This window comes from Streptomyces sp. NPDC007875 (genome assembly GCF_042868035.1).
GTDB classification, from domain to species: Bacteria; Actinomycetota; Actinomycetes; order Streptomycetales; family Streptomycetaceae; genus Streptomyces; species Streptomyces antimycoticus.
In genome coordinates, this window is the sequence record NZ_JBIADZ010000010.1 from 154,721 (window position 1) to 172,486 (window position 17,766).

Here is a 17,766-nt window from a genome sequence, read left to right on the forward strand (position 1 = left end):
CATCACAGGGCCGGGACGCGGGCCCGGCAGCTACGGCCAGAGCCGGTACAGGACCCAGGCCCCAAAGCGAGGACAGGGACACAGCCCCAGGCCGACGTCCGGGGCGCAGCCCCGGTAGGACTCGGGGCACAGCCCCGGTAGGGCCCCAGGGCACGCCCCGGTAGGGCCCCGGGGCACGCCCCGGTGGGGTCCGGGGCTTCCCCCGGTTCGGGTAGGGGCGGGGTGGGGAAGGGCCGCCGGCGGCCCGGCCCGGGGTCAGGTCAGGAAGTCCGTCGCCAGGCGTTCTGCCGCGCGTTCCAGGAGGGGGCCGGCCTCGGCGATGCAGCGGGCCGGGTCCGGTTCCAGGTCGGTGAGGGGGTAGGCGCGGCGGATGCCCGCGTTGCCCAGGGCCACCGGGGCGAGGGCCAGACGGCCGCAGACCGCGACCACCTCGATGCCCCGCGCCCGGGCCGCCGCCGCGACGCCCGCCGGGGCCTTGCCGTGCAGGGTCTGCTCGTCCAGCGAGCCCTCCCCCGTGATCACCAGGTCCGCGCCCTCCAGCGCGGCGGGGAAGCCGAGGACGTCGAGCATCACCTCGATGCCGGGGCGGAACGCCGCGCCCAGGCCGACGAGGGCGCCGAAGCCGATGCCGCCCGCCGCGCCCGCGCCGGGCGCGAGGGCGTACTCGGCGGCCGAGGCCCCGACCGCGCGCTCCAGGACGCGTGCGTAGTGGGCCAGGGCGGCGTCCAGGGCCGCCACATCGTCCTCGCCCGCGCCCTTCTGCGGGCCGTAGACCGCCGCCGCGCCCTTCGGACCGGTCAGGGGGTTGTCGACATCGCTGGCCAGGACGGTCTCGGTGTCCGCGAGGCGCGGGTCGAGGCCGGACAGATCGGCCGTGGCGAGATCGCGCAGCGGGCCCCCGCCCGGCGCCACGGGCGTACCGTCCTCGCGCAGGAAGCGCGCGCCGAGCGCGCTGAGCATCCCCGCGCCGCCGTCCGTCGTGGCGCTGCCGCCGACGCCGAAGACGATCGTGCGGGCGCCCGCGTCGAGCGCCGCGCGCAGCAGCTCGCCGCTGCCGTACGTGGTCGCGGTGAGCGGCGCGAACACCCCGGCCGGCAGATGGCGCAGCCCGGACGCCTCCGCCATCTCCACCACGGCCGTGGTCCCGCGCAGCGCGTACGCCGCCGTCACCGGCGCGCCCAGCGGCCCGGTGACCCGCGCCTCGCGCCGTTCGAACCCGGCCGCGACCGCCGCGTCCACCGTGCCGTCCCCGCCGTCGGCGACGGGCAGCGCCGCGATCCGCAGCCCCTCGCCGCCCTGGGGCGCGCCGCGGCGCAGCCCCGCCGTGACGCGCTCGGCGACCTCCACCGCCGTGAGCGAGCCCTTGAACTTGTCCGCGGCGATCAGTACGCGCTTCGGGGGTGTCGCCTGCCCCTCCGCCCACGTCTTGGTCTCTGTCCGGGTCTCTGTCGTGGACTCAGCCGCGGCCTCTGCCTTCGAAGCGTCCGAAGCCCCGGAAGCGCCCGTAGCGCCCGAAGTCTCCGTCGAAGCGTCCGTCACCTTGGTAACTCCTCGCATTCGCACAGGCGGTCGCGCCGCTGTGACCCTATCCGGCGCGGGCTCACCGGTACACCCACCTCATATGGGTACACCTGACCCATGGCCCTCAGCGGGAGCGCACTCGCGGACCGGATCCACGGCGGCTGGCTCGGCCGGATCGCCGGGAACATGCTCGGCAAGCCCATCGAAAACGGCGACCACTGGACCCGCGACCGCATCGACCGGTATCTGCGCCGCGCCGACGCCCTGCCGCTGACCGACTACCTCCCCGCGCTGGAGCCGCCGCCCGACCCGGTGGAGTTCGCGCTGCGCCCCGAGTGGCAGAGCTGCGTCCGCGGCCGGATCCACGGCAGCTGCCGCGACGACGACGTGGACTACTCCGTCCTCGGCCTGCACCTGCTGGAGACCCACGGCCCCGGCTTCACCACCGAGCAGGTCGGCGAGGTGTGGCTGCTGAGGCTGCCGTATCTGCAGACCTTCACCGCCGAGCGGGCCGCCTACCGCAACCTCACGGCCGGGGTGAAACCGCCGCTCAGCGCGACCCTCGACAACCCCTACCAGGAGTGGATCGGCGCCCTGATCCGCGCCGACGTCCACGGCTGGGTCAACCCCGGCGATCCGCACCGGGCCGCCGCGATGGCCCGCCGGGACGCCGTCCTCTCCCACACCGGCAACGGGGTGTACGGGGCGATGTGGGCGGCCGCGCTGATCGCGGCCGCGTTCACGGCGGACGGTCCGCGTGCCGCCGTCGCGAGCGCCCTGGACCGGATCCCGCCACGCTGCCGACTGGCCCGTACGGTGCGCCGCGCCACGTCCCTGCACGACGCGGGCGTGGCGTGGGCGGACGCGCTCGCCCAGCTGGAGCGGGAGACCACCGGGCTGCCCTGGATCCATGTCGTCCCCAACGCCGCCGTTCTTACGGCCGGACTGCTCTACGGCGCGGGCGACTTCACGACGACGATCGCCCTGACGGTGCGCGGCGGCCTGGACACCGACTCCAACGGGGCCACGGCCGGGTCGGTCGCGGGCGTGCTGTGCGGCGCGGCCGCCATCCCGACGCAATGGACCGAGCCGCTGGAGGACCGGGTGCGCAGTGCCGTCTTCGGCTTCGACGGCGCCCGCATCAGCGACCTGGCGGCCCGCACCCACCGGCTGGCGGTCGCGGCGGAGCGCTAGGCGGTCTCAGTCGGCCCCATGACGGTGTGGGCCGACCGGATCGGCGATCCGGTCGAGCCACTCCCGCAGGAGGCCGCGTTCGGGCGCGGTCAGGGCGTCGGTGCGGGGCAGTGCGGCGCGGAGGGTGACGGCCGCCGCGACGGGCCCGGGTTCGGCGGCCGCGGGGGCGTCCGTGGTGATCGCCGCGATGGCCGCCTCGCGGGCGGTACGGGACAGCTCCGGATCGCGGCGGTCCTCGGGCGTGGCGATGAGCGTGAGCGTCGTACCGCAGCCCGCCGCGTGGACCAGGGCCGCGGCGCGCTCCTCGGGGATGGCGAGCCGCCCCGCCTCGGCGATGCGCCGGATGAGCCGGGCGAGCATCTCGAAGGCGGCGACGGAGGCCGGCGAGGACACCCCGGGGCGGTGCCCGCCGTACATCAGCGAGTACAACGCCGGGTTGGCCAGGCCGAGGCCGATGTGCAGATCCCAGCCGACGCGCAGGTCCTGGACCGGGTCATCGGTGGGTTCCTCCGCGGTCTTGCTGCTCAGGTACTCCGTGAAGCCGTAGGCGACGACCGCGTCGAGCAGTCCCTGCTTGTCCCCGAAGAGCCGGTAGATGGTCGGCGGCTGCACCCCGGCGGCGGAGCTCACCGCCCGGGTCGAGACGGCGTCGGGCCCACCCTCGGACAGCAGCCGGGCGGCGGCCGCGACGATGCGATCGCGGTTTCCGTCGCGGTCGCGGTCGCTGTTCGCGTCGCGGTCGCGGTTCGCGTCCTGGGTCCCGTCGCGGCTCCCGTCCGCCGTGGTGACGTCCTCGCTCTCCATGCTTCCGACGATAACAGAATTGCGTTAGCGGTCGTTCGTTTCCGGTGATACGTTAACCGCGATATCACTGGAAACAGCGAGGAGAGATCGCCATGATCATCGTTACCGGAGCCAATGGCCAGCTCGGCCGGATGGTCGCCGAGCGGCTGCTGAAGCGCGTCCCCGCCGGGGAGATCGGCGTCAGCGTGCGCGACGTGGAGGCGGCACGGCACCTCGGCGCGCAGGGCGTGCGCGTCCGTCGGGCCGACTTCGACGACCCCGAAACCCTCCCCCACGCCTTCGAGGGCGCCTCGAAGGTCCTGATCGTCTCGACGGGCACCACGGGCGAGGCCGCCGTCCGAGGCCATCGCGCGGCCATCGACGCCGCGGCGGCGGCCGGCGCCAAGCGGATCCTCTACACGAGCCACATGGGCGCGAACCCCTCCTCCCCCTTCCACCCGATGCCCGACCACGCCGCCACCGAGGAGGCGCTGCGGCGGTCCGGGGTCCCCTTCACCTCGCTGCGCAACGGCTTCTACGCCTCATCGGCCCTGGAACTGGTCAGGGCCGCGCTCGAAACGGGCGTCCTGGCCGTGCCCGAGGACGGCCCGGTCGCCTGGACCGCCCATGCCGACCTCGCCGACGCGGCGGTCCTCGCCCTCACCGGCGAGGTCCTGGACGGCCTGAGCCCCGCGCTCACCGGGCCCGAGGTGATCGACATGGCCGGTATCGCGGAGATCCTCACGCGGGTGACGGGCCGCCCGATCCGCCGGGTGGTCGTCTCCGACGACGACTACCGCGCGCAGTTGGTGACCCATGGCGCGCCCGAGTCGGCGGCCGGCATGCTCGTCGGTCTCTTCGCCGCAAGCCGCCGGGGCGACTTCGCACCGGTCGACCCCACGCTCGCCGCACTGCTCGGCCGGCCCACGGTGCGCCTGGAGGACTACCTGAAGTCGGCTGTCACGCCGCCCCGGTGACGTAGCGAACGAAACCGGGCCCGCTCGCCCCCGCCTCCCCGGATGTCAGCGCTCGGCGGTGTCCCATTGACTGCCCAGCCAGCCGCCGTGGCTGTCGAGGAGGGCGACCAGGGAGGCGGTCACGCGGTCGTCCCACCAATCCGCCACGACCGTGAGCTCGAAGGCGGTTCCGGGGCCGCTGTGGAAGTCGAGGACGATCCGGCGGTCCAGCCGCCATCGGGTGCGGCGCGGGGTGCGGGCGGGGTCGCCGCCGCCGTTGAGGATGCTGCCGATCACGATCAGCAGCTGGAGGGGGAGGAACAGCCACCACACGCCCCACCAGATCGGCCGCCCCTTGAAGCCGACGGCGGGCCGGGAGCCGGTCTGCTGGACCGTCCAGCGGGTGCGGAGGCCGCCCTTCATCGCCGGGCGGCGGGTGACGAGGGCCAGGGGTTCACCGGCGGCGCCCAGGACGTCATAGGCCGCCGGGCCGCCCTTGGTGGCCGACTTGGTCACCACCTGCGCGAACACCTGCCCGCGATGGGGATCTGCCCAGAGGGTGAACGCGCGGGCGCCCTCCTTACGGGCGGCACGGTATTCGGGGAGACCGCCGCCGGGTGGGTTCCGCCGCTCGGGGAAGGCCAGCGGGCGGCTGGTGCGGCCGCGGCGGGCGGGGCCGTCGGAGATCCGTATAGCCCAGGGGACGCCTCCGTCCTGGGCATGGGCCTCCGGACCATGGCCGTCCTGGGCATGGGCCTCCGGACCATGGCCGTCCTGGGCATGGGCCTCCGGGTCGTGGGCTCCCTGGGCCCGGCCCTCCTGCCCATGGCCTTCCCGCGCCTCGTCCTCCCGTGCGTCGTGGCTGGTCAGCCACAGGAAACGCGCCATTCCCCCACTCTCCCCGTCCGTCCCGGTGCCGGGCGGACTTTACCCGTCCGGAGAAAGGCGCTCGCCGTCGGCCGCGCGGCGTGCGTACGCTCGCCGCATGAGCAGCGAGACAACGCACCGGCCGCTGGTGGCGATCCTGAGCGGGGCGGGCATCTCCACCGACTCCGGGATCCCCGACTACCGCGGCCCGCAGGGGCTTTGGCTGCGCGACCCCGAGGCCGAGAAGCTCGTGACGTACGACTACTACATGACCGACCCGGAAATCCGGCGGCGCTCCTGGCAGATGCGGCGCGACAGCGAGACGCTGCGCGCCCGGCCCAACGGGGCGCATGAGGCCGTCACCCGGCTGGAGCGCTCGGGGGTGCCGGTGCGGGTGATCACCCAGAACGTGGACGGGCTGCACCAGATCGCCGGGATGCCCGCACGCAAGGTGCTCGAACTGCACGGCACCGCACGGGCCGTGCTGTGCACCCACTGCGAGGCGCGGTCCGGGATGGCGGAGGCGCTGGAGCGGGTCGCGGCGGGTGAGCCGGATCCGGCGTGCCAGGAGTGCGGCGGGATCCTGAAGTCGGCCACGGTGATGTTCGGGGAGAACCTCGATCCGGAGGTGCTGACCGAGGCGGTCGCGGTGGCGCAGGCGTGCGAGGTCTTCATCGCGGTCGGCACCAGCCTCCAGGTCCAGCCCGCGGCCTCGCTCGCCGGGCTGGCCGCCGAGCACGGCGCCCGGCTGATCATCGTCAACGCCGAGCCGACGCCGTATGACGAGCTCGCGGACGAGGTCGTCCGCGAGCCCATCAGCACGGCCCTGCCCGCGCTGCTGGACCGCATCGCGGTGGGTGACGGGGGCTGATCACCCCCGTCCCGCATCAGAAGAGGCCGGGCAGTTGTTGCCGCGCCTCGAACTCCAGCAGCCGTCGCTTGCGGTCCAGGCCGCCGCCGTAGCCGGTGAGGCTGCCGCTGGAGCCGACGACGCGGTGGCAGGGGACGATGATGCCGACCGGGTTCTTGCCGTTGGCCAGGCCCACGGCGCGGGACGCGGTCGGCTGCCCGATGTGGTCGGCCAGCTGCCCGTACGACCACGTCTCGCCGTACGGGATGCGCCGCAGCTCGGCCCAGACGCGCCGCTGGAAAGGCGTGCCGTCCAGGTGCAACGGCAGGTCGAAGGCGGTCAACTCGCCCTCGAAGTAGGCCGCGAGCTGGCGGACGGTCTCGGCGAAGGGCGCGTCGTCGGGGTCGCCGGGCGCGCCGAAGGTCTCCTCGGGCGGGCGGTGGCGCTGCTCGACCATGTAGAGGCCGGACAGCTCCGGGCCGGTGGCCACGAGGGTGAGCGGGCCGTAGGGGCTGTCGACGACGGTGTGGGTGCGGTTCACGAAGTTCCTCTCGGGTGCGGGTTGGGCGGCTTCCCCGGGTAACGGGCCGCCGTCTCGTCGCCGAGTGCGGGCCGGTGGCCGGTTTCCGTCGTCTCGTTGCCGGGTGCGGCCCGGCGGGCCATCACGCCACGGGCAGGCGGTTGATGGCGTGGGCGCCGTCCGTCGCCCAGAGGTACTGGACGGCGTACGCGCGCCAGGGGCGCCAGCGCGCCGAGTGGCGGGTGAGGGCGCCGGGCGTGGCGGGCAGCCCCAGTTCGGCGGCGGCGCGCCGCACCCCGAGGTCGGTCGGGACGAAGGCGTCCGGGTCGCCGAGCGCGCGCATCGCGATCACCTCGACGGTCCAGGGCCCGAGCCCCGGCAGCGTACCCAGGGCCGCGCGGGCGTCGTCCCAGTCGCTGCCGACGCCGAGCGCGACCCGGCCCTCGGCGAGCGCGCCGACCAGCCCGGTGAGGGTGGCGCGGCGGGTGCGGGGCATGGCCAGCGTCTCGGGGTCCAGCCCGGCCAGGGCCTGGACGGACGGGAAGAGGTGGGTCAGGCCGCCCGCCGGGTCCTCCACCGGCTCGCCGTGCGCCGCCACCAGGCGCCCGGCGTGGGTGCGGGCGGCCGCCGTGGACACCTGCTGGCCGAGCACGGCGCGCACCGCGAACTCGTCCGCGTCCACCGCGCGCGGCACCCGCCGCCCCGGGGCCTTGGCGACCAGCGGCGCCAGCTGAAGGTCCGTACGGAGCAGGTCGTCCACGGCGGCCGGGTCCGCGTCGAGGTCCAGCAGCCGCCGGCAGCGGCTGATCGCCCCGGCCAGGTCGCGGAGGTCGGCCAGGGAAAGCTGGCAGGCGATGTGGTCCGGCCGCGGGCTCAGGGTGACCACCCCGGGCCCGTACGGCAGCCGCATCGTCCGCCGATAGGCGCCGTCGCGCCACTCCTCGACCCCGGGGACGGCGGTGGCGGCCAGGTGGCCGAAGAGGTTGTCCGGACACAGCGGCGCCCGGAACGGCAGCCGCAGCGTGAGCGCACCCGGCACGCCGGCCCGCGGCCCGCGGGTGGCCCGCTGCCGCAGCTCCGTCGGGGAGAGCGCGAAGACCTCCCGTACGGTCTCGTTGAACGCGCGGACGCTGGCGAACCCGGCCGCGAAGGCGATGTCCGCCATCGGGAGCGCGCTGGTCTCGATGAGCAGCCGGGCGGTCTGCGCCCGCTGCGCCCTGGCCAGCGCCAGCGGGCCCGCGCCGAGCTCGGCGAGCAGCTGCCGCTCGACCTGCCGGGTGCTGTATCCCAGCCGGGCCGCCAGGCCCGGCACCCCCTCCCGGTCCACCACGCCGTCGGCGATCAGCCGCATCGCCCGCGCGACGAGGTCGGCGCGCTCGTTCCACTGCGGCGACCCGGGGACGGCGTCCGGACGGCACCGCTTGCAGGCCCGGAAGCCCGCCTGCTGGGCGGCCGCGGCGCTGGGGTAGAACCGCATGTTCTCGGCCTTGGGCCCGACGACCGGACAGCTCGGCCGGCAGTAGATCCCGGTGGTCACGACGGCGACGAAGAACCACCCGTCGAAGCGGGCGTCCTTCGCCTGTGCGGCGCGGAGGCAGCGGTCGGTGTCGGTGTGCATGGGTCCAGCATCGGTCAGCGGGGCGGGTGCGTTCTCGCGGGAATCCGACATTGACCTCACGGGGCGACGCCCGCCCGCGGCGCCCCGCGCCACGTCCCCGTTCCGGCGGTGTTTGGTGCGAAGGGGCAGACCGGGAGCCTGATGATCGGCATGATGAGGAATGTGACGGAACACCGTGAGATACCCCTGGCGAACGGCACCACCGTACGGCTGGAACTGGCTCCCGTGGGGGACGCCTCTCTCGAGGACGCGTACGGCGGCGTCGGTGGCGTGACCCCGGTGGGGCGCGGTGCGCAGGCCGCGGCCGCCCTCGCCAACGCCGGTCTGAGCGTCATCCTGCAAGGGCTGGGGCAGGTGCTGGAGGAGGTGCACGGCGCCGTCCGCTCGACTCCCCATCCGCCGCAGGAGTTCACCGTGCAGTTCGGGGTGCAGGTCGGCCAGGACCTCAAACTCGGCATCGTGGGCGCCAATGGGAACGCCAACTTGACGCTCTCGGCCACCTGGAGGCCGTCGGAGCAGCCCGAGCCGACGGTGCCGCCACAGCCGTCCCGGCCCGGCCCCGCGGCCTGAGCCATGGGGTGGTTCCACGCGCACGGGTCCTTGTCGCGGCCCGCCGTATCCATTCTCGCCAAGGCCGACGGAAGACCGGCGGGCGCGGGCGTCCTGCTGCCGCGCCGCCATCTGCTGACCTGCGCTCATGTGGTCAACAGCGCGCTCGGAAAGGACCGGCTGGCCCCGGATCACCCGGGCCCGATCGCCGTTCCCGTACGGCTCCACGGACCGGAGCACACCGTCGAGGCCGAGGCCGAGCTGGCGGTCTGGATACCGCCCCGGACCGACGACGGCGGCCTGGGCGCCTTCGAGTGGAACGGCGACCTCGCCGTGCTACGGCTGTCGGCGGCCCTGCCGCCCGCGATCGAGCCGCCGCGCTGGCACCCGATGGCCCAGCGGCAGCTCGTACGGGCGTGGCACGGCAGCGGTGAGCCGGGGGTCTTCGCCGATGCCGAAGTGAGCGAATGCGACGGGCGGTTCGGCTACTTCGACGGGGCCGAGCGCGCCCTGGACATCGAACCCGCCTACAGCGGCGGCCCGTTGTGGTCCAACGAGGAGGGCGCCGTCGTCGGGCTCGTGACCGCGAAGCTCCGCATCCAGGGGACGCTGCGCCGCGCCTGGGGGATCCCCTGGCAGCGCGTGGCGCGGGAGCTGCACGACGCCGGGGCGGGCCATCTGCTGCCCCGTCAGCCCGAGGAGGACGTGCGCGACCACCCGGGCTACGCGGAGCTGGTCTCCCTGCTGGACGGGCCGCTGCCGCTGTCCGAGGGCTGGCTGCGCTCCTGCCGGACGGTCGCCCGGCAGTGCGGCCTCGGCCATCGCGCGGACGGCGTCCCCTCAGCCGACGAGTTCGCGCATCTGCTGCTCACCCGGGGGCGCGCCCTGCCCGCGCTGGTCGAGGCGGTGCGCGGCACGGCGGGCACGGCGGCCGACGACCTCCTCGCGATCGGACGCCGTTGCGGTCTGCCCAAGCTGCTCTCGCCGGGTGAGCACGAGCGGCTGCTGGTCCTGCTGCGCGCCCTGCCCCCGGCCGCCGCGGCGGGTGTCCCCGGGGCCGTACGGGCGGCGCTGCCGCTGGCGGCCCTGCCCGCCGCGCTGCTCACCGGCCACGACGGCGGCCACTGTGATGAGGGCAGGAACGGCGCCGGCCCCACCGGGCGGTTCGAGGCTCTGATCGCCCATCTGGAGGGGCTGCACGGCGACAGCTCGCCAATCGACGACGGGGTCATGGCCGTGCCGGGCCTGCTGCGGGCCGTGGAGTTCGTGGCCGCCGGGTGCTGTCCGGCGGACCAGCGCATCGCGCTGCGGCGGTGGAACACGGCGGTCGCCCGCCGCCTCGGCGTCCATGACGCCGCCATGACCGAACGCCGCCTCGAGGCCGAGCAGTGGGCCCAGAGCGCCTCCCGGGGCTCCGCGCCCCGCGTCGTGGCCAAGCTGGACCCCTACGGGGCCCCATCGGGCGGCACGTCGGCGACGGCGCGCGAGGAGCCGGAGCGGTACCGGCTGCGGCTGTGGTGCGACGACGGGGACGGGCTGCGTCAGGTGTCGGACGACAGTGAACGGCCGCGCGGCGCCGAGGAGGTGGCCCAGGAGATCTTCGCGGCCGTGGGCTCGCTGCGCCGCCCCGACCCCTCGGGGCCACGGCCCGTCATCGAACTGATCGTGGACCGGGACGCCCTGGAGGTGCCCGTGGACCGCTGGAAGGCCGCGGGGCCGGGCGCGGTGCTCCCCATCCGGCTCGGCACTCCGTACCCCCTGGTCGTCAACTGCCCCGAGCTGCGCGAGCTGAACGGCGGCACGATGCTCGACCAGTGGCGGGAGCGCTGGGTCCGGCTGGACGCCGAGGAGCCCGTGCACATCGACGACGCCACGGCCCCGGACCCGGAGGCGGTGTGCGGGCTGGTCATGGAGCGGCTCACCGCCCGGGTCACCATCGATGTGGCGGCCCACCGGCGCACCGGTGTGGTGCAGATGTGTCTCGCCGCGGGCATTCCGGTGGTGCTGTGGGACCGGAGCGGGGAGGCGGGATCCCCGGCGGTGCGTCACGCGGCGGGGGTGAGCGCCCGTGAACTGCCCGAAGCGGTACGGACCTACCGCACGAAGATCCTGCAGAGACCCGAGGAGTACAGCGGGCGGCCGGTGCTCGCCTGGGCCGACGCCGGGCGGGCGCTGCCGCGCCTGGACCTCGCGGACCCCACGGAGTGACGGTGGGACGCGGTGGCGATGCTGGGCTGGAACGGCGGGGCGTGATGACGGCAGGAGGCGCGCGATGTCCGCTGAGGCGGACCGAAAGGGAGGATCCCCGATGAATCCACGGGAACGGCACGACTGGCGGCTGTTCCGGGGGGACGGCGTGCCCCGGCGCGTGGAGATGCCACCCGCCCCGCCGTGGCGCCACTTCGGCGGCGGGGAGCAGACGGCGCCCGGCGGGGACGGGGAGCAGGCGCCGTCCGCTTCCGGTTCCGCGGGCCCGGCGCCGTATCTCATCTCGCCCGAACACGCCGACGTGGTCAACGCCGCCCTCCATCTGCGGCGCCCGCTGCTCGTCACCGGCAGCCCGGGGACCGGCAAGTCCTCGCTCGCACGGGCGGTCGCGCATGAGATGGGGCTGGGCGAGGTGCTGCGCTGGCCGGTCAACAGCCGCTCCACCGTGCAGGACGCGCTCTACCGCTACGACGCGATCGGGCGGCTGCGCGAGACGGCCCTGACGCGCGACCGTGGCGAGACCGAGCCCGACATCGGCAGCTTCGTACGGCTCGGGCCGCTGGGCACCGCGCTGGTGCCGAACGAACGCCCCCGGGTGCTGCTCGTCGACGAACTCGACAAGGGCGATGTCGACCTGCCGAACGACCTGCTGACCGTCTTCGAGGAGGGCGAGTTCGAAATCCCCGAGCTGGCCCGGCTGCCGGAGGACCAGTCGGTGGTGGAGGTGCTCACCGCACGGGCGGGCGAGCGGGCCACGGTGCGTCGGGGCCGGCTGATGTGCGAGGAGTTCCCGGTCGTGGTGATCACCAGCAATGGTGAGCGCGACTTCCCACCCGCCTTCCTGCGCCGCTGCGTACGGCTGGAGCTGCCCACCCCCGACGAGGGGCGGCTGCGGGCGATCGTCACCGCGCATCTGGGGGAGGACGCGCTGGAGGAGGTCGATCAGCTGCTGGACGCCTTCCTCCGTCGGCGCGCGGCCCGCGAGCTGGCGACCGACCAGCTGCTGAACGCCGTGTTCCTGCGGGCGGGCGGCATGGACGTGACGGCGGACGGGCTGCTGGAAGCGGTGCTGCACCGGCTGGGCGGGGCGGTGTGACCCATGGGCCGGGGTGACGCCGGGCGGGGCGGCGCCGAGCCGAGCGGCGCGAAGCAGGGCGGCGCCGGACAGGACTGCGCAGGGCAGGGCGGCGCCGAGCGGTTGGGACGGCTCGACGAGGCGATGGTGGTCCTCGCCTCCAGCGGTCTCGAACTGTCCAGGGAGGAGCTGCTCGACGCGCTCTGGCTGGCCGGCCGGCTGCCCGAGGACGGCGTGGACTGGGCACCCCTGGCCCGCGCGGTGACAGGTGGCGGGGCGGCGCTGCCCGCCACGCGCCCCGAGCCCGCCCGTCCCGCCGCCACGGCCTCCCCGGCCGCGTCCGCCCAGCCGGCCCCCGAGCCGACCGCCCCCGCCCGTACCCCCGAGGCCGGCGGCCCCGGCGCCCAGCCGTCCGCCCCCGCGAAGGGGCGCTCGGACGACCCGCCGGACCAGTCCCGCCCCCGTGGCGATCAGCGGCTGCGCGGCCTGTACGGCGGAAGCCAGGGCCCCGATACGGACATCGCGCCGCCCGACGCCCGGCGCGCACTGCCGCTGCGCGTGCCCGAGGACAAGGCGCTGCACCAGGAGCTGTCCATCGGCCGGGCCCTGCGCCCGCTCAAACAGCACCGCCCCAATCCGCTCAAGCGGGAGTTCGACGAGGCCGCCACCGCCACCGCGCTCGCCGAGACCGGTCTGCCGGACGTGGTGACCCGCCCCGCCCGCGAGCGCTGGCTCGATCTCGCGCTCGTCATCGACGATGGGATGTCGATGCTGCTGTGGCGGCGGCTCGCCGTCGAACTGCGCACGGTGCTGCAGCGCTCGGGCGCGTTCCGCGTCGTACGCGTCCTCGGGCTGCACACGCGCGGCACCGGCGCCCCCGCGCTGCGCGCCCGGCCCTACGCCCCGGACGCGCCCAGGCTCCCCACGACGGCGCTCTCGGACCCCTCCGGGCACACGCTGGTGCTCGTGGTGAGCGACGGGGTGGGGGCCGCGTGGCGCGACGGGCGGATGGGCCAGGTGCTGGCGCGCTGGGCGGGGGTCGGCCCCACGGCGGTGGTGCACGCGCTGCCGCCCCGGCTGTGGGAGGGCTCCGGGATCCGGGCGCGGCGCTGGCAGGTGCGGACCCGCAGACCGGGCTCGGCCAATACGGACTGGACGGTCGCGGATCCGGTGCTGCCCGCCGCCCTGGCGCGGTTCGAGGGGGTGCCGGTGCCGGTGCTGGAACCGGACGCCGGACCGCTGGCCGACTGGGCCCGGCTGATCGCCTCCGCGAGCGGTACGGCCGTGCTGCCGCTGCTGGACCCGGGGCGCGGCGGCCCCCGCCCCGCCCCGGCCGCCACCGCCCCCAGCCCGGCCGCCGCTCCGACCCCGGCCGATGAGCTGAGCCGTGTCCAGCGCTTCCGGGACGCGGCGTCCCCGGAGGCATACCGGCTGGCGGCCCATCTGGCCGCCGTGGCCCCGCTGCCGGTGCCGGTGATGCGGATGGTGCAGAAGGCGGTGGACGGCCGGACCGACACCGGACGTCTCGCCGAGGTGTTCCTGGGCGGCCTGATGCGCCCCGTCGCACCGCCCGCCTCGGCGGGACCGGACCCGCTGCCGCCCGAACACCGTCCCTTCGCCTTCGCCGACGCGGCGCAGCGGGCCCTGCTGGGCGCGGTGCCGCTGTCCGAACTGGTCGCGACCAGCAAGCTGATCGGCCGCCGTCTTGAGCAACTGGCGGGCCGCTCACCCGACTTCCCCGCCTGGCTGGCCGACGCGCGCGGCACCGATCGGCTCCCGCCCGGCGCCCGGCCCTTCAGCTCGGTGGAGCGACGGCTGGCGGCCCGGCTGGGGGCGCCGTCGCTGCCGTCGGCGTTCGCGACCCCCACCGCGGCGCAGGAGTGGCGCCGCCCGGAACCCGGTGACCCATACGTGCTCGGGCCGTACCGGCTGACGATGGCCGGGCCGCCGGGAGCGCGGGTCAATCCCTTTCTGGGCCAGGACGCCTACGGTGCGGCGGCCATCGTCCGGATCGCCCGCCATCTGCGCGGACAGCGGGCCGCCGACCTGCTGGGCGTGGAGGCGGAGGCACTGCGCCGGATGGACGGGCGCTACACCCGCCGTCTGCTGCGCACGGGGCTGGGCGACGACGTTCCGTGGCTCGCGGAGGAAGCCCTCATCGGGGACCGGCTGGACTACGTCCTGCGCGGCAATGCCGAGCGATGGGACGACCGGCTGGACGTCCTGCGCGGCGACGCCGAGCGATGGGACGACCGGCTGGACGAGGCCACCCGTACCGACCCCGGGCGGTGGGACGGGCTCACCGCCCTCGCGCTCGCCCGCCAAGTCGCGGACGCGGTACGGCTGTCCGAGGAGGCGGGCATGGTGCACGGTGACCTCAGCATCAGCACGGTGCATGTCGCCGGGGCGGACATCCTCCTGACCGGCTGGTCATCGGCGTCCATCGACGGTGTGCCGTCCCCGGCACTCGGCGGCGACCGCCCGCCCACCCCCCAGGACAACGTCAGGGCGCTGGGCGACATCCTGGTGAGCCTCGGCGGCGGGGCGTCGACGCGTCGGCCCGCCCCGGGGCTCTATTTCATGCCGCGCTGGAGCAGTGCCGGTTGGGAGCCGCTCCGCACCCTGGTGATGTCGTGCCGGGAGAGGCCCCACGGCCACACCGCGCACGAGGTCTGGGAGTTCCTCATGCACTTCCGGCCGGAGGCCGGAACACCGGAGCCCCGCGCCCGACGCCCCCGGACCGAGCGGCCCATCGTCTGCGCGCAGTGCGGCAGTGCGCTTGCCCCGGACGACCGCTTCTGCGATACCTGCGGTTCGGATATCTTGACGACCCCGCCGTCGTCGGCGCCACCCGACTCCGCTCGCGTCTCCCGCCCGGAGCCCAGGAGCGGCCTGCCGTCGATCAACGCGTATCGGGCCTACCGCAGGCTGGGCGGCAGTCAGGGGTACGGCGTCTATCTGGCCCGTCGGCCGGGCGCGTCGAACGATGTGGTGATACGCGTCGCCCCTGGCGGCACCGCCCGGGGGATCGGGCGGCGACTGCGGGCCGAGGCGGACGCGCTGCGGCGGATGGCCGGGCACTATGCCCCTCGGCTCTTCGTCGACGCTTCCTCGCTCAACCCTCCGGGGCTCGTGGTGGAATGCGTCCGGCTGCCCGACGGCTCACCGGCCCCACCGCTGTCCTCGCTCATGGGCCGAAGGCCCGACGGCTCGCCCCGGTTGGACGCCGAGCGCGCCGCCACCATCGGCCTCCGCATCGCCGAGGCGGTGAACATGTGCTCGCTCAAGGGCGTCGTGCCCGGGACCCTGACGGCGGACACCGTGCTCGTCACCGACAGCACGGTGAAGCTGATCGGCTGGACCGAGGCGAGTGTCGGCGACCGCCTCCCGGGCGCTCCCACCGCCGCGGACAGCGTCTACGCCCTGGGCCAGATCCTCCGCGATCTGAGCGACGCGCAGCCGACCGGTGAGCTCATCCGCACCATGGACCTGTGGCGCAACCCCGAGCTGCTCTCGACCATCTCCGCCTGTCTGGACGACCGGCCGGGCAGGCGACCGTCGGCGGGCCGGGTGGCGGACGTCTTCGTCCGGTGCCTGTCGACCACGCCGACGTCCGGCCACGAGACGCTGTACGAGCTCGAGTCGACGGACGCCCAACTCCCGACAGGCGCCCAACTCCCGGACGACCCGGCGCCGGAGACGCCCGTCCCTGGCCCTCAGGTGCCGCTTCCGGAACAGCCCGAGGACCCGCCCGCCCGCGCCGCGCGCCCCAGCCGTCTGACGACCATTCTCCGGAACGCCGGATTCGGCAGAAGTGCCCGGCGGCAACGTAAACGGGAGGTGATCCTGAGGGACCTGACGGTCTGCCACCGCATCGCGGTGATCAGCCACCCGATCGGGGTCGGGCGGACCGCCACGACCCTCGCGCTCGGCGCCATCTTCGCGAGCGAGCGCGAGGAGCACGTCCTCGCGGTCGACGCGATCCCCGGCGGCCGGGGTCTCACCCGTCGCGTTCGGCACGAGACCAGGGCGACCATCCGTGATCTGGCGCACAGCGATCCGCTTCCCGACGACCATCCGTCCCTGGAGCCATTCACCACACAGAAGCCGTCCGGACTCGAGATCCTCGCGGGGGACTATGACCAAAGGAGCCTGGGAACCCCGCGAGTCCCGGTCACCAACGAGGAGTACCGCCGCGTCATCGGGGTGCTGAGCAGGCACTACTCGATCATTCTCGCCGACTCGGACGCCGGCGCGTCCCGCACCGGTATGCGGGGCGTGCTCGACCTCGCCGACCAGCTCATCATCGTCACCACCCCGTCCGCGGAACTCACGAACAGCGCGCATACGATCCTGGACCGGCTGGCCGAGGACGGCCACGCGGACCTGGCACGAAATGCCATCACCGTGATCAGCACATCACACGAGACATCCCAGCCCGACCCGAGGGAAGACCCGGTCACGGAGTTCCGGGCCCGTTGCCGCGACGTGGTCGTCGTGCCGTACGACGACCATGTGGCCGCTGGGAGGGAAATCGACCTCGAGCAACTGGCGCCCAGGACCTTCGACGCCTACCTCGATCTCGCGGCGCTGGTCGCGGAGGGGTTCCCCGGGGCCGGAACATAGCGCCCACGCCGAGGGCCTATCCTCTAGGCCATGTCTTCCGCCTCCGACTCCGGTCACGGCTCCGCCGATCTCGTCCGCATCGTCTCCCGCTCCTCCCCCATGGCCCTCGCCCAGGTCGAGCGGGTCCGCACCGAGCTGGCCGCGCTGCGACCCGGTATCCGTACGGAGGTCGTGCCGGTCACCACCTCCGGGGACCGCTGGATGGGCGATCTGTCGAAGCTGGGCGGGAAGGGGGCGTTCACCAAGGAGGTGGACGCCGCGCTGCTGGCGGGCGAGGCGGACCTCGCGGTGCACTGCATCAAGGACGTGCCCGCCGACCGCCCGCTGCCCGCGGGCACGGTCTTCGCCGCGTACCTCAAGCGGGACGACATCCGGGACGCGGTGATCCACCCCGAGGGGCTGACCCTCGACGAGATGCCCGCGGGGACCCGGATCGGCACCTCCTCGGTCCGCCGCGTCGCCCAGCTCGCCATCACCCACCCGCAGCTGGAGTGCGTGCCGATGCGCGGCAACGCCAACCGCCGGCTGGAGAAGCTGGCGGCGGGCGAGTGCGACGCGCTGATGCTGGCCGTCTCGGGGCTGGAGCGGATCGGCCGTACGGACCGGATCAGCGAGATCCTGCCGGTGGACACCATGTGCCCGCCCATCGGGGCCGGAGTGCTGGGGCTGCAGTGCCGCGAGGACGACACCGAGACGATCGAGGCCGTGGCCGGGCTCGGCGACGCCGACGTCTGGAAGGAAATCACCGCGGAGCGGATGCTGCTGCATGTGCTGCAGGGGCACTGCAACTCCCCCATCGCGGGCTACGCCAAGGCCGAGCGCGACGGCCGGCTCTCGCTGCGCGCCCGGGTCTTCAGCCCGGACGGCAAGACGGTGCTGGACGCCCACGAGTGGGCGGGCCCGCTGGACCCGGCCACCCTGGGCACGTCGGTCGCGGTGGCGCTGCTGCGGCAGGGCGCCCGCGAGGTCATCGACACCATCCCGCACTGAGGCAGCTCC

Annotated in this window: 13 protein-coding genes; 8 read left to right on the forward strand and 5 right to left on the reverse strand. The window is 74.8% G+C overall.

Going from position 1 to position 17,766, the window contains the following annotated elements; translation table 11 throughout:
• Positions 1-255: 255 nt before the first annotated feature.
• Positions 256-1,386 (reverse strand): glycerate kinase, encoded by a 1,131-nt coding sequence (locus ACFYOY_RS22300; protein WP_351879528.1) that lies wholly within the window; start codon positions 1,384-1,386, stop codon positions 256-258.
• A 252-nt stretch (positions 1,387-1,638) separates the two neighbouring features.
• Here ACFYOY_RS22300 and ACFYOY_RS22305 point away from each other — a divergent pair, with 252 nt between their 5' ends.
• Positions 1,639-2,715, forward strand: a complete 1,077-nt coding sequence (locus ACFYOY_RS22305; protein ID WP_351878527.1) for an ADP-ribosylglycohydrolase family protein — start codon at positions 1,639-1,641, stop codon at positions 2,713-2,715.
• Positions 2,716-2,721: 6 nt separating this feature from the next.
• On the opposite strand, the gene ACFYOY_RS22310 is transcribed toward ACFYOY_RS22305, so the two are convergent.
• Complete coding sequence (locus ACFYOY_RS22310; RefSeq protein WP_351878530.1) at positions 2,722-3,519, reverse strand: helix-turn-helix domain-containing protein; 798 nt, start codon at positions 3,517-3,519, stop codon at positions 2,722-2,724.
• 92 nt (positions 3,520-3,611) lie between these two features.
• On the opposite strand from ACFYOY_RS22310, the gene ACFYOY_RS22315 reads away from it, so the two are divergent.
• Complete coding sequence (locus tag ACFYOY_RS22315) at positions 3,612-4,475, forward strand: NAD(P)H-binding protein (protein WP_351878532.1); 864 nt, start codon at positions 3,612-3,614, stop codon at positions 4,473-4,475.
• 45 nt (positions 4,476-4,520) lie between these two features.
• On the opposite strand, the gene ACFYOY_RS22320 is transcribed toward ACFYOY_RS22315, so the two are convergent.
• A complete protein-coding gene (locus ACFYOY_RS22320; protein ID WP_388589025.1) occupies positions 4,521-5,342 on the reverse strand; it encodes a hypothetical protein in 822 nt (273 codons plus the stop codon).
• A gap of 97 nt (positions 5,343-5,439) precedes the next feature.
• Between ACFYOY_RS22320 and ACFYOY_RS22325 the strand changes: the two genes are divergently transcribed.
• The gene (locus ACFYOY_RS22325) at positions 5,440-6,192 is read left to right on the forward strand and encodes a Sir2 family NAD-dependent protein deacetylase (RefSeq protein ID WP_351878538.1); all 753 of its coding nucleotides are present in this window, start codon (positions 5,440-5,442) and stop codon (positions 6,190-6,192) included.
• 16 nt (positions 6,193-6,208) lie between these two features.
• Here the strand turns inward: ACFYOY_RS22325 and ACFYOY_RS22330 are convergent, their stop codons facing one another.
• Positions 6,209-6,712: a methylated-DNA--[protein]-cysteine S-methyltransferase gene (locus ACFYOY_RS22330; RefSeq protein ID WP_351878541.1), complete on the reverse strand. Its 504-nt coding sequence runs from the start codon at positions 6,710-6,712 to the stop codon at positions 6,209-6,211.
• Positions 6,713-6,833: 121 nt separating this feature from the next.
• On the reverse strand, positions 6,834-8,309 hold the full coding sequence (locus ACFYOY_RS22335) for an AlkA N-terminal domain-containing protein (protein ID WP_388589029.1): 1,476 nt from the start codon (positions 8,307-8,309) through the stop codon (positions 6,834-6,836).
• Between the two features lie 153 nt (positions 8,310-8,462).
• Here ACFYOY_RS22335 and ACFYOY_RS22340 point away from each other — a divergent pair, with 153 nt between their 5' ends.
• The 5 genes from ACFYOY_RS22340 (at position 8,463) to hemC (ending at position 17,757) form a co-directional block, all read left to right on the forward strand.
• Positions 8,463-8,879 (forward strand): CU044_2847 family protein, encoded by a 417-nt coding sequence (locus ACFYOY_RS22340; RefSeq protein WP_351878547.1) that lies wholly within the window; start codon positions 8,463-8,465, stop codon positions 8,877-8,879.
• A 3-nt stretch (positions 8,880-8,882) separates the two neighbouring features.
• Positions 8,883-11,066 carry a trypsin-like peptidase domain-containing protein gene (locus ACFYOY_RS22345; protein ID WP_388589032.1) on the forward strand — a complete coding sequence of 728 codons (2,184 nt, stop codon included), beginning with the start codon at positions 8,883-8,885 and terminating at the stop codon, positions 11,064-11,066.
• Between the two features lie 100 nt (positions 11,067-11,166).
• The gene (locus ACFYOY_RS22350) at positions 11,167-12,162 is read left to right on the forward strand and encodes an AAA family ATPase (protein ID WP_388589035.1); all 996 of its coding nucleotides are present in this window, start codon (positions 11,167-11,169) and stop codon (positions 12,160-12,162) included.
• A gap of 3 nt (positions 12,163-12,165) precedes the next feature.
• Positions 12,166-16,767, forward strand: coding sequence for an SAV_2336 N-terminal domain-related protein (locus ACFYOY_RS22355; RefSeq protein WP_388589038.1), 4,602 nt, complete (start codon positions 12,166-12,168; stop codon positions 16,765-16,767).
• Positions 16,768-16,797: 30 nt separating this feature from the next.
• Positions 16,798-17,757 carry a hydroxymethylbilane synthase gene (hemC, locus tag ACFYOY_RS22360; protein WP_388589041.1) on the forward strand — a complete coding sequence of 320 codons (960 nt, stop codon included), beginning with the start codon at positions 16,798-16,800 and terminating at the stop codon, positions 17,755-17,757.
• Positions 17,758-17,766 lie beyond the last annotated feature (9 nt).